This is a genomic window from Comamonas testosteroni TK102 (assembly GCF_000739375.1).
In the GTDB taxonomy this organism is placed as follows: Bacteria; Pseudomonadota; Gammaproteobacteria; order Burkholderiales; family Burkholderiaceae_C; genus Comamonas; species Comamonas brasiliensis.
Genome location: NZ_CP006704.1, coordinates 4,191,581 through 4,203,840, shown reverse-complemented (window position 1 = coordinate 4,203,840; position 12,260 = coordinate 4,191,581). Strand labels below are relative to the sequence as shown.

The 12,260-nt window shown below is 63.2% G+C and carries 10 protein-coding genes; 6 read left to right on the top strand and 4 right to left on the bottom strand.

Annotation, left to right across the window (positions count from 1 at the left end; translation table 11 throughout):
* Nucleotides 1–98: 98 nt before the first annotated feature.
* The gene (locus O987_RS18990; RefSeq protein ID WP_043374046.1) at nucleotides 99–2,384 is read left to right on the top strand and encodes a putative bifunctional diguanylate cyclase/phosphodiesterase; all 2,286 of its coding nucleotides are present in this window, start codon (nucleotides 99–101) and stop codon (nucleotides 2,382–2,384) included.
* A gap of 61 nt (nucleotides 2,385–2,445) precedes the next feature.
* Here the strand turns inward: O987_RS18990 and O987_RS18985 are convergent, their stop codons facing one another.
* Nucleotides 2,446–3,645 carry a M20 aminoacylase family protein gene (locus tag O987_RS18985; protein WP_043374045.1) on the bottom strand — a complete coding sequence of 400 codons (1,200 nt, stop codon included), beginning with the start codon at nucleotides 3,643–3,645 and terminating at the stop codon, nucleotides 2,446–2,448.
* Between the two features lie 338 nt (nucleotides 3,646–3,983).
* Between O987_RS18985 and O987_RS18980 the strand changes: the two genes are divergently transcribed.
* Nucleotides 3,984–5,003 (top strand): DHH family phosphoesterase, encoded by a 1,020-nt coding sequence (locus tag O987_RS18980; protein ID WP_043374042.1) that lies wholly within the window; start codon nucleotides 3,984–3,986, stop codon nucleotides 5,001–5,003.
* Nucleotides 5,004–5,055: 52 nt separating this feature from the next.
* On the opposite strand, the gene O987_RS18975 is transcribed toward O987_RS18980, so the two are convergent.
* Entirely contained in the window at nucleotides 5,056–5,808 is a 753-nt protein-coding gene (locus tag O987_RS18975; protein ID WP_003053274.1) for a pseudouridine synthase, read from the bottom strand.
* A gap of 200 nt (nucleotides 5,809–6,008) precedes the next feature.
* Here O987_RS18975 and rarD point away from each other — a divergent pair, with 200 nt between their 5' ends.
* Complete coding sequence (gene rarD, locus O987_RS18970; protein ID WP_003053275.1) at nucleotides 6,009–6,899, top strand: EamA family transporter RarD; 891 nt, start codon at nucleotides 6,009–6,011, stop codon at nucleotides 6,897–6,899.
* A gap of 81 nt (nucleotides 6,900–6,980) precedes the next feature.
* Nucleotides 6,981–7,976, top strand: coding sequence for a diaminopimelate dehydrogenase (locus O987_RS18965; RefSeq protein ID WP_003053276.1), 996 nt, complete (start codon nucleotides 6,981–6,983; stop codon nucleotides 7,974–7,976).
* A gap of 101 nt (nucleotides 7,977–8,077) precedes the next feature.
* Here the strand turns inward: O987_RS18965 and O987_RS18960 are convergent, their stop codons facing one another.
* On the bottom strand, nucleotides 8,078–9,373 hold the full coding sequence (locus tag O987_RS18960) for an MFS transporter (protein WP_043374039.1): 1,296 nt from the start codon (nucleotides 9,371–9,373) through the stop codon (nucleotides 8,078–8,080).
* Nucleotides 9,374–9,717: 344 nt separating this feature from the next.
* On the opposite strand from O987_RS18960, the gene O987_RS18955 reads away from it, so the two are divergent.
* Nucleotides 9,718–10,065, top strand: a complete 348-nt coding sequence (locus O987_RS18955; protein ID WP_003053278.1) for a MoaF-related domain-containing protein — start codon at nucleotides 9,718–9,720, stop codon at nucleotides 10,063–10,065.
* 421 nt (nucleotides 10,066–10,486) lie between these two features.
* On the opposite strand, the gene O987_RS18950 is transcribed toward O987_RS18955, so the two are convergent.
* Nucleotides 10,487–11,320, bottom strand: coding sequence for an META and DUF4377 domain-containing protein (locus tag O987_RS18950; RefSeq protein WP_003053279.1), 834 nt, complete (start codon nucleotides 11,318–11,320; stop codon nucleotides 10,487–10,489).
* 380 nt (nucleotides 11,321–11,700) lie between these two features.
* On the opposite strand from O987_RS18950, the gene O987_RS18945 reads away from it, so the two are divergent.
* Nucleotides 11,701–12,207: a DUF2242 domain-containing protein gene (locus O987_RS18945; protein ID WP_050785711.1), complete on the top strand. Its 507-nt coding sequence runs from the start codon at nucleotides 11,701–11,703 to the stop codon at nucleotides 12,205–12,207.
* Nucleotides 12,208–12,260: the final 53 nt, after the last annotated feature.

The following is a 12,260-nucleotide window of genomic DNA, read 5'->3' as shown; positions in this document are numbered from 1 at the left end:
AGCGTACAGATTTTCTGAATCAGACTTGCCAGGGCGATTGAACTAATTGGCAACTGCCCCTAGCATTCATCATCCAGTCTGAATGCTAAAGGGCTTGCATGCGGCGTCATTTTGTCGAGACCAGATACCGGTTGCCCATGCGTCGCATGGTGTGGCTGGGCTGTCTCTGGATGTGGGTCCTGGGCGCCATGATGAGTCTGGTCTGGTTGCTGGCACCCGCGGTGGATGACGTGGATCTGGTGCTGTCCGGCGGCGTCATGCTGCTGTCGCTGCTGTGCATGGGGCTGGCCAAGACCAGGAAATGGGCCTGGGCCGTGTCCTGTTTTGTCTGGGGAAACTGGCTGCTGAGCCTGCTCTGGGCCTGGCACGCGGGAGGGCTTTACGGGCCCGCCGTGATGGCTTTCCCAGCCTGGCTGGTGGTCGCGGTCTGGGTGCAGGGCACGCGTGCCGCCCTGGCGATGCTGGGCCTGTCCACCTTGGTCGTCGCCGCCCTGTGGTGGCTGGCGCCCCAGATCGGCATGCCGGCTGCGGCGCTGTCGGCAACCGAGCACCTGCTGGCACTGATCCATGTGGTGGGCATGATGATGCTGGTGCTCATCATTTGCCTGCAGGCCAGGGCCAGCCTGGGACGACGCGTGCAGAAAAGCATGGAAACGCTGGCGGCACTGGAGGCCAGCCAGAACGAGCTGCGCAAGTTCTACCGGGCGGTCGAGCAGAACCCGGAGAGCATCGTCATCACCGATCCCCAGTTGAAGGTCGTGTATGTCAACGAGGCCTTTCTGAGCCGCTCGGGCTATGCGCGCGAACAGGTCCTCGGCCAGTCGACCGAGCTGGTCTCTACCATGGGCATGGACCGCAGTCATCGTCAGCGCGCGCTCAAGCAACTGGCCACGGGCACGCTGTGGCGCGGCGAGATGACCAATCGCACGAGCAAGGGCGAGGCCTTGCGCGAATCGGTGCTGGTGACACCGATTCGTACGCCGCAGGGCGAGGTCGTCAACTATGTGGAGCTCAAGCGCGATCTCTCCGAGCGCGTGCTGGCCGAGCGCCGCATCCATGACCTGGTCTATCTGGACCCGCTCACGGGCCTGCCCAACCGCCATTCGCTGACCTTGCATCTGCGCGAGCTGAACCTGGCCCGCCAGGATGCCTGCCATGGCCTGCTGCTTCTGGATGTGGATCGCTTTTCCGTTTTCAACGATGTGCATGGCATGCAGCACAGCGACGAGCTGGTGCAGGCCATGGGGGCCAGACTGGTCGAGGCGCTGCCTGACGATGCCTGGATTGCGCGTATCGCGGCTGCGGAATTCGCCATCGTTTTCGATAGCCTGCACAAGCATGCCCAGGGCGTGGAGGAGCAGCTGCAGCAGTACGCGCTGACCTTGAAGAAGGCCTTGCAGAAGCCGTTTTCCCTCAACAGCTGGATCGAGACCGAGTTTGTCAGCTGCTGCATAGGCGGCGCGGTGCTGGAGCCGGCCCTCAAGGGCGGCAACAGCCATGACGTGCTGCGCTTTGCCAGCGTGGCTCTGCATGAGGCCAAGCAGGGCGGGCCGGGCAGCGTGGTCCTGTTCGAGCCGCGCATGGCTCAGGATGTTTACCGGCGCGTGCGCATTGCCAAGGATCTGTACCACGGCATCTCCCAGGGCGAGCTGCGCCTTTATCTGCAGAGCCAGACCGATGCGCGCGGCCGCTGTGTGGGCGCCGAGGCGCTGGTGCGCTGGCAGCATCCTGAGTGGGGGCTGGTCAGTCCGGGAGAGTTCATTCCGGTGGCCGAGGAGTCCGAGCTCATCGTGCGTCTGGGTGACTGGGTGCTGCGTCAGGCCTGTACGCTGCTGGCGAGACCGGCAATGGCAGAGCGCGGTCTGCGTCTGTCGGTCAACGTCAGCGCCCAGCAGTTCGGGCATGAGGACTTCATGGCCACGCTGGACAAGATACTGAGGGAGACCGGTGCCAATGCGCGCCAGCTGACGCTGGAGATCACCGAAGGCACCTTGCTGCGGGATCTGGACCAGGCGCGCCGGCGCATGCTGGCCTTGCGCGGCCTGGGCATAGAGATCTCTCTCGATGACTTCGGCACCGGCTATTCCAGCATGTACAGCCTGCAGCATCTGCCGATCCAGGAGCTCAAGATCGACAGGAGCTTCGTCAGCGGCAGCCATCGCTCCGAAAAGGACGCAGCTCTGGTGGAGGCCATGCTGCTGGTGGCGCACCGCTTGCAGCTGCGCGTGGTGGCCGAAGGCGTGGAGCTGTCCGAGCAGGCGCTGCAGCTGACGCGATGGAACCCGGACATCGTGCTGCAGGGCATGCTGCTCGGGATGCCCATGCCGCAGCAGCGCTGGCAGGTCGAGGTACTGGGTGAGCCCGATACGGATGTCAAGACGTGAAAAAGCCCGCAACCATTGCTGGTTGAGGGCTTTCAGCGATGAATGGCGTGGCTGGCCGTGATCAGGCTGCCGGCTGCTCGAAGTAGCGACGCGCCAGCAGATCCCAGAACCGGGAGCCGCGGCCGATGTTGTCATCGTTGAAGTCGTAGGCCGGATTGTGCAGGCTCACGCCGGGTTGGCCGTTGGCAGGACCGTTGCCGATCCAGCCATAGGCACCGGGCACGGCCTCGAGCATGAAGCCGAAGTCCTCCGAGGTCATGGCGGGCAAGACGTCGTCAAAGGCCTTGTCCTCACCCACTGCCTCGCGCATCACGGTGGCCATGAACTTGGCTTCGCGGGCATGGTTGGTGGTGTTGGGATAGGAGCCGGGGCGCAGCGTGAACTCGGCGCTGCACTGGTGGGCAGCGGCCACATGCTCGCTGATGCGCTTGATGCCTTCAATGAACATCTCGCGCGTTTCCTTCTTCAGGGTGCGCACGGTGCCGGCGATGATGGCGTCATCGGGAATGATGTTTTCCACGGTGCCGCTGGTGATCTTGCCTACGGTGAGCACGGCCGAATCCAGGGGGTCGGTGCTGCGTGAGACCAGGGTCTGCAGCTGGCTGACGATGGCGCAGGCCACGGGAATCGGGTCCAGCGTGGTGTGGGGCATGGCGGCGTGGCCGCCCTTGCCGTGCACCTTGATCTGGAAGCGCAGGGTGGAGGCCATGATGGGGCCGACACGCACGGCCATCTGGCCGGCCGGCAGCGAGGGCCAGTTGTGCAGCGCAAACACGGCCTCGCAGGGGAATTTCTCGAACAGGCCGTCATCCATCATGGCCTTGGCGCCGGCACCGCCTTCTTCGCCGGGCTGGAAGATCAGGTGCACCGTGCCGTCAAAGTCGGGCTGCTGCGACAGCGTGGTGGCGGCTCCCAGCAGCATGGTGGTGTGACCGTCGTGGCCGCAGGCATGCATGCGGCCCTTGTTCTGGCTGATGTGCTCGAAGGAGTTGATTTCCGTGACGGGCAGGGCATCCATGTCGGCGCGGATGCCGATGCTGCGACCGGGGTTGTCCTTGCTGCGGCCCTTGCCGTAGATGCTGGCGACGACGCCAGTCTGGCCCAGGCCACGATGCACGGTCAGGCCCAGGGCCGTGAGGTATGCCGCGACCTTGTCGCCGGTGCGGTGCTCTTCGTACTTGAGCTCAGGATTGGCATGCAGGTCGCGGCGAAAACTGAGCAGCGTACCGAGGTGAGGAGTGATATCGGGTGTAGATCGCATACAGGGGCCGCGGAGCACCCAGCGCTGTAACTGTCGTGGCAGGCAAGCGTCGCGGGCCTGCCGGTGACCGCAGCATTTCAATAGCAAGACCCCCATCATAGGCGTACGCGAGGAGTGGGGGCTTAGGTAGATACCGAAATCAGGGATTTCAGCGTTTGTGCTAACCGAGAAAAAAGCAAGCGGTGACTCACCAGGCCCGATCTCTGTGGCGCTCGGGGGCGAATGTCCCGTCAGACCTGTTTTGGCGGGCCCGGGCAGCGGCTCTAGCAGCGGTCTGATGCAGCGGCAATGTCCTGCGCAGCAGCCTGCCCGGGCGCAAACGGCGAAAATACGGGCTTATGACCGCACAGAACGCCAAAATCTCCCTGTTCCAGCAGCTGCTGGTGCGTCCCGATCGCAACGATCCCAATCCCCTCATCCTCTACCATGGCCGTCGCTGCCCCGACGGTTTTGGCGCGGCGCTGGCGGCCTGGCTGTTCTATGAAGGTCAGGCCGAGTTTCGCGGCCTGGACCACGGCGAGATTCAGACGGCCGACGACCTGGGCGAGCTGGCCGGCCGCGCCGTCTATGTGCTGGACTTCGCCTTCGAGCCCGCACTGATGGCCGATATCGAGTCGCGCGTGGCCAAGCTCGTGGTGCTGGACCACCACAAGAGCGCGGCCGAGAAGCTCAGCGGCTACCAGTGCCAGTGCGGCGTGATCCATTTCGATATGAACAAGTCCGGCGCACGCCTGGCCTGGGAGTTTTTCCAGGCCGACAAGCCCGTGCCCGGCCTGATCCGCTACATTGAGGACCGCGACATCTGGAAATGGGAGTTCCCCGAAAGTGCGGCCTTTCTGGCCGCCCTGGACATGGAGCCCGTGCGCAGCTTCGAGCGCTGGGCCGAGATCGCGGCCTTCACGCCCGAGCAGGAAGCCGTCTACATGGCCCGCGGCGGTGCCATGGACGAGAAATTCCAGAAGCTCTGCGCCGATATCGCCGACGGCGCCCAGGTACTGGTGTTCAACGGCAGGCAGGGCCTGATGGTCAACTGCCCCGGCATGTTCCATAGCCAGGTGGGCGACCTGCTGGCGCGCCAGAGCGGCAGCTTTGCGCTGATGTGGCATGCCAATCACAAGGGCACCAAGGTGGGCCTGCGCTCGCGCTCGGAGTTCAACTGCATTCCTCTGGCCGAGAGCTTAGGCGGTGGTGGTCACGCCCAGGCCTGTGGCTTCAAGATGGGCAACGAGCGTCTGGTGGAGTTGCTGCAGGGCGAGCTCAAGGCCGATCCCGAGGCGCAATACGAGTTTGTGGCCGCACCCAGCCTGCAGTTCGACGAGGAAGGCAAGTGGGTTCGTGCCACGCCCAAGTCTGAGTGATTGCAAAAATAATAGCTGTCAGTGATTGATATATAAGGGCTGAAAGCTATTTTTATGGCCTTGGCTGCCAGCCCGGCAGGGCCAGCAGCTTTTGCCAGTCCTGCGCTTCCTGTACCTGGGGCAGGGCGGACCAGTCGGCCTCGAAGCGCAGGAGCTGGCCGCTCACAGGGTGGGCGATCTCCAGTGCCCTGGCATGCAGCCACAGCCGCTGCTGACCCAGGCGTTCGGCCCACCAGCGGTTCAGCGGACCCTTGCCGTGGGTGGCGTCGCCGATGATGGGGTGGGCCACATGCTTGAGGTGGCGGCGGATCTGGTGTCGGCGGCCCGTGGTGGGCAGGGCCTCGACCAGACTGATGCGGGTCTCGGGGTGCCGGCCGTCCCAGCTTTCGGGCCAGGACAGGCGTGCCAGACAGCGCAGGCGCGTGTGCGCCTCCTGCACAGGAGCATCCTCGGGCGCATCGTCGGGCTTGAGGGGATGATCGACTTCCACCACTTCGGGCAGCCAGCCGCGCACCAGGGCCCGATATTCCTTGCGGGTTTCATGGGCTGCAAAGCGGGCCGCCAGGGCCTGGGCCGCTTCCTTGTTCAGCGCCATGAGCAGCACGCCGCAAGTGCCCTTGTCCAGCCGGTGCACGGGCCAGACATGGCGGCCCAGCTGGTCACGCAGCGTCTGCATGACAAAGCGGGTCTCGTGCGCATCCAGCCCTGTGCGGTGCACCAGCCAGCCGGCGGGTTTGTAGACCGCGACCAGATGCTCGTCCTGCCAGAGGATATGCAAAAAGGGATTGTGGGCGGCGTCGGGCATGAAGAGGGCAGCAGTACAGGGCGAGCCGCACTCTAGCGCACAGCGCAAAGCTTTGCTGACGAGGGTCTGCCTGAAGGCAGGCCGCGCCTTGGCCGAGAATCGGTGCGGGCCGCTCGACGCCGGCCCATTTTTGGGGACTGCTGCCAGCGCATGACGGATCAGGGCTGGCAGCCAATTGGAGGCTTGATCTTGTGTCTGTGATGTTCAAGGGCGTGGTGGTTTCGGTACTCGCGTCCGTGCTGTTCGCTTCGCTGTATTACCTCTCGCCTTTTCTCGCCCCGCTCGATGGCGAGCAGATCTTTGGCTGGCGCGTGCTGGTGACGCTGCCCTTCACCACGGCCCTGCTGTTCGCTCTCAAGGAGGTGGCGGCGGTACGCGCCTTGCTGGCGCGAGCCCTGGCCCAGCCCCGCTTTGGACTGCTGCTGGTGCTGAGCTCGGCGCTGCTGGGCGTGCAGCTCTGGATTTTCATGTGGGCACCCATGAACGGGCGTGCGCTGCCGGTGTCGCTGGGCTATTTCCTGCTGCCGCTGGTGATGGTCGTGGCCGGGCGCTTGCTGTTTGCCGAGCGCCTGACGCCCGGCCAGGGCCTTGCCACGCTGGTGGCGGCTGCGGGCGTGGCACACGAGTTCTGGCAGGCGGGCGGCATGTCCTGGGAGACCTGGGTGGTGGCGCTGGGTTACACGGTGTATTTCTCGCTGCGTCGCTGGCTGCAGACCGATACCTTGGCCGGTCATTGGATCGACATGGCCCTGCTGGTGCCGGTGGCCGTCGGCTTCACGTTGCGTGCGCCCGGCAGCTGGCCGCTGGTGGCGGGCCATCCGATGCTATGGGCCCTGCTGCCCTTGCTGGGCATGGTCAGCGCCGTGGCGCTGGCGCTGTACATGATTGCCAGTCGCTGGCTGCCGCTGGGTCTGTTCGGACTGCTGTCCTATGTGGAACCCGTCCTGCTGGTCGTGGTGGCCTGGCTGCTGGGCGAGAGCATGGAGCCGCAGCAGCAGACCAGCTACGCGCTGATCTTTGCCGCCGTGGGCCTGCTGATCCTCGACGGCCTGCTGCATTCATGGCGTGGGCGTTCACACACATCGGACTGAGAGTGCCGGAGTTGTTGCCCCAGATTGGTGCATCGCAGGGCAATAATGGAAGCTTTGTTTTCTTTGAAGGAACTGCTCGTCATGGCATCGACCCCATCCCCTATCCGCGTTGCTATCGTCGGTTACGGCAATCTGGGCCGCGGCGTGGAAGCTGCTGTCGCCAGGAACCCCGATATGCAGCTCAAGGGGATTTACACCCGACGCGACCCTTCCGGACTCAAGCCCCTGGATGCAGGCACGTCCGTGCACTCCATGGACGCCTTGCTGTCGCACAAAGGCCAGGTCGACGTGCTGATTCTCTGCGGCGGCTCCAAGGACGATCTGCCCACGCAGGCGCCCGAGCTGGCAGCCCATTTCAATCTGGTCGACAGCTTTGACACCCATGCCCGCATCCCCGAGCACTTTGCCAATGTGGACAAGGCTGCCCGGGGCGGACAGTGCACGGCCCTGATCTCGGCCGGCTGGGACCCGGGCATGTTCTCCATCAACCGTGTGCTCGGCGAAGCCCTGCTGCCTGACGGCGCCACCTACACCTTCTGGGGCAAGGGCCTGAGCCAGGGCCATTCCGATGCCATCCGCCGCGTGGAAGGCGTGGCCGGTGGCGTGCAGTACACCATCCCCGTGCAGGAGGCGGTCGACAAGGTGCGCTCCGGCGTGCGCCCCGAACTGTCCACCCGCGAAAAGCACCAGCGTGAATGCCATGTGGTGCTCAAGCAGGGGGCCGATGCCGAGGCCGTGCGCAAGACCATCGTGGAAATGCCTCACTACTTCGACCAGTACGACACCACGGTCCACTTCATCAGTGCGGAGGAACTGGCCCGCGACCATGCCCGCATGCCCCATGGCGGCTTTGTGATCCGCAGCGGCAACACCAGTGCCGAGAACAGGCAGGTCATCGAATACCGTCTTCAGCTGGACAGCAACCCCGAGTTCACTTCCAGCGTGCTGGTGGCCTATGCCCGTGCCGTGCACCGCATGGCCCAGAGCGGCCAGCACGGCGGCAAGACCGTGTTTGACGTGGCCCCCGGTCTGCTCTCGCCCAAGAGCGCCGACCAGCTGCGCGCCGAGCTGCTGTAAACCCCTGCAGCCCTGAAAAAAAGCCTCGCGACATCGGCGAGGCTTTTTTGATGGGAACAGGCTGCAACGCCGATCAATGAATCGCCGTCAGCCAGTCTGGTTCAAGTGGCTGCGGGGCCGGCGACACCGCTCACGCGTGCGGCATCCTCTAGCCTGTCCACATCGCGCAGCGGCTTGAACAGCGTCATCCAGCCGCCCACCACGCCCAGCGTGCACAGACTGCCCAGAATGGCGGCAGGAACGGCGCCGAACCAGGAGGCGCTGCTGCCCGCGCGGAACTCGCCGAGTTCGTTGGACGAGCCGATGAACAGCATGTTCACCGCATTCACGCGGCCGCGCATATGGTCGGGCGTGGAAAACTGCACCAGTGCGCCTCGGATATAGACGCTGACCATATCGGCTGCACCGGCCACGGCCAGGGCCAGCATGGACAGCACAAACCAGTGCGAGAGCGCAAACACCAGATTGGCCAGTCCGAACACGGCCACGGCCGCAAACATCACCTTGCCCACGCGGCGGTTGATGGGACGAGACGCCAGCCACAGGCCCATGCAGACCTCGCCCGCGGCCATCGAGGAGCGCAGCAGGCCCAGACCTTGCGGGCCGACCTGCAGCACCTCGTGTGCATAGACGGGCAGTAATGCCACCACGCCGCCCAGTAGCACGGCAAACAGATCAAGCGAGATGGTGCCCAGAATGATGGGGCGGGTGCGCATGAAATGCAGGCCTTCGGCAAAGCGCTGCCACATGGTGGTTTGCCCGTCGATGCCGATCCTGGGGCTGGCAAAGCGCACGGGGACCTGGCTCAGCAGGACCGCGCCCAGAATCAGGGCGATGCCGCAGACCGCATAGGTCAGCACGCCGCCACCGAGTGCATAGAGCAGGCCGCCCAGCACGGGAGCGGCAATCGCCGAGATGCGCATCAGCATGCTGTTGGTGGCCAGGGCCTTGGCCAGCTGCTCGCGGGCGACGATCTGCGGCAGCAGGCTTTGCAGCGCTGGTCCGCTGAACGCCCGGCTGCAGCCAAACAGCACCAGCACGGCGTAGATCCAGTGCACATCGTGCGCTCCGCTCTCGGCCAGCAGCCACAGCAGTCCCGAGCACACCGCAGCCACCAGCCAGCTGATGCCGAGCAGGCGTTTGCGGCTCATGCGGTCGCTGAGGTCACCGGCGGGAATCAGCAGGCCCGCCATGGGCAGGAACTGCGCCAGCCCCACATAGGCCAGAGACAGCGGCTCGCGTGTGATGTCGTAGACCTGCCAGGCCACCACCACGGCCTGCATCTGCTGGGCAAACATGGCCAGCATGCGTGCCAGCACGAAATTGACAAAAGCGGGGTCGCGCAAGGGCGCAACGGTGGAGGCCTGGGGGACGCAGGGTGGGACGGGGCTGGACAAGGTGAGATCCGTGAATGCGGCCGGGGAGGCTGGGGACGGCCTGGGCGGGCTTCCTGCCTCGGCGACCAGAAAGGTCAGAGGGCCGAGTATGCGCGATCGCCTTGTTTTCTGCACAACTTGTGCCCGCCATGAGCATTCACCCCTGCTGCAGTTCGTATCCGGCAATCAGGCTGCGGATTGGCCGTCAAGCCGTGCAGGAGAGAAGCCTTGTTTGTCAAAAAATGTTTACCGACGAAGGCATGAGTCACTTTCCCACACGCAAAAAAACGGCGCGGAGTCATCATAGCTTCACGCAAACGGTTTTGCTTTATGAATAGCGAAGCTTTCTCTCAAGGAGTGACATCATGTCCATGCTTTCGATGCAATACGCAGGAACTCTTCTGGGCCGCGAAGCAGTCATTGAATTCCCGGACAGTCAGGCCCAGGTCCGCTACACCGCCAGCGGGCAGATGCGCTGGCGCGTGGTGGACTCGCAGGGGCATATCTCCGAGGGTTGCGAGAATCTCAGCTATCTGCAACTCAGCGACCATCTGCATTTTCTGAACTGGATCGAGAAAACCGGCTTCACGGTAAGCCAGGTCATCGATTCGGCCAAAGGCACGGTGCAGGCCTTCTGGTCCTATGCCGACAACCAGTGCGAATCCGGTCATCGTTCCTCCATGTTTGTCGAAGGCCGCTTCCGCCTGCGTTGAATCTGCCGGCTCCTGCCCGGCATGCAGCGCAGGCAGGGCTCAGCTCGAAGAGTGTGTGAGAGGTCAGTGTCTTCCTCTCTTGCCGACATCCGAACGATGTCGGTTTTTTGTCCGTGAAACATCAAAGGACCACCGGACGCTGCGTATTTTTTGATCGCTGCGGCCCAAGCTAGCGCCGGTGCGGCTTTGCCCCGTTTTCCCGAGGTTTGTCCACAGGCGGCTCCACAGTCGCTGGGCATAACCTGCCATCGTGCTTGCCGAGCGGTTGCGTTCAGGCAATGCCACTCTAAGTGGCTATGGCCAAACGAAAATCGCATCCGGCAGCAAACCGTGATGGATGCGCGTGGGGCGTGAAACATCGGCGCATGAGAATGCAAAAAAGCCGGCACCATGGCCGGCTTTTCGGTGCCAGAGTTCTGGCTTATTTGCGCTTGTCGGCGATGGCCGAAGACACCACCATGTCCAGCACATAGACATAGCTCGATGCGTCGGCGGGCACGTTCTGGCGCTTGAAGCGGTTGATGCGCAGCACATTGCTCACGCCGGCTTCATGCTTGTAGCCTTCGATCTCGCTGTAGAAGTTTTCCCACTGACCGGTATAGGTCTTGACGCCGTTGTCGCCATAGCGGATTTCACGCACCTGCAGGCATTGGTAGTCCTTGATCACGCCATGGCTGCAGGCCTTGCGCTCGGGGGCCACTTCCAGAAAGATGCGCTCGGGCGCGCTGCCGTATTGGGTCTGGGCGGTGGGCTTGCCGTTGAGCTGCCAGCGCGTGCCGTCGATGAACTGCAGCGTCAGGCGAGGCTGCTCTGCGGCGGAGCCGCCGAGCTGCACGTTCCACTGCTTGGCCGTGGGCAGAATGCGCGCGACCTGCTGCTCCAGCATCATCAGCTGGTTGTCGTTGCAGGCACGCAAGGTGCTCATGCCGCGTTGCAGATTGATGCGCTGGCCTTCGATGCTGTAGGCCGACGAGATGACGTTGCACAGATTCTTGACGACGACGCGCTGGTCCACAAAGTCCAGCTCGATGGGGGCCTGGCTGGAGCTCAGGAACCAGCTCTGGTCCTCATTGCCGGCAGGCGTGTAGGCCTGCTGCAGCTTCCAGTGATAGGCGGTCAGCGATGTGGCATCACCTGCGGGGCCTGTAGGGCCGGAGGGGCCGGGTTTGCCTGCACCGCCGCCGCCTGTCGTACCGCAGGCGGCGAGCGTCATGGAAGCAACAAGGGGAAGGCACCAGGTCCAGCGAAATTTCATAGGGTTTCCTTTTTGGGGAATGGAGGAATACGGCAAACCGTGTCAGCACTTAAAGAGTCTGGCTGACCATATCAGTTCCCTGCGGGTTGTATCTGACCTTAACCCAACCTTGGTCATTGTTTGGAGGTTCCATGGCCTCAGAGTGTCAACAAATGCAGCTCGCTGACGGGAGTGGCAAAACCAGAAGGATGAAAGCCCGGTAAAGATCGCAAAAATCCGTACGGCTAGACAGCGCTTCGTCAAATTAGCCTTTGCCAAGCTGCTACGCTTCGAAGCTTGGGCTGTTGAAGAGAATATGGTCCGGGCATCAAGGAGTTTCTGTGCGCTTAGGTGGTGTTGCTTTGTTCGGTCTGAATTGGGGGCGGTTGGGTGCTGTTGGCATGTTGGCGGGACTGCTGGGCGCCTGCTCGGCCACTGCACCGCAGCAGATGCCGGTGCAGGAGACTTTCGACTCCAGTTCTACCTTCTCCCGCGGCTTTGATGCGACACCGGCACAGACCTGCGAGGCTGCGCGCCGCGCCTTGCTGAGCCAGGGCTATATCGCCACGGCCAGGACGCAGGAGCTAATCGAAGGGCGCAAGAACTTCCAGCCCAATACAGAGACCAACCTGGAAATCAATTTCCGTGTGGTCTGCGTGCCGCAGACCAGCGACGGTCTGGTCAGCCTGGGTTTCGCGACAGCGCTGCAGGATCGCTATTCGCTCAAGAAGAGCGCAACCTCGGCCAGCGTGGGCGTAAGCGCTCTGGGGTCGCTTTCGCTGCCGTTTTCTTCCAGCAACGATTCACTGGTCAAGGTAGGCAGCGAGACCATTTCCAAGCGCAGCTTCTACGACAGTTTTTTCGAGCTGGTGGAGAACTATCTGAAGCAGGATCAGGATGCGCCATAGTTTCGATTAAATCGGTCTGTAGCGCTTTGTAGGTAAGCGTTTTATGTCCTGAT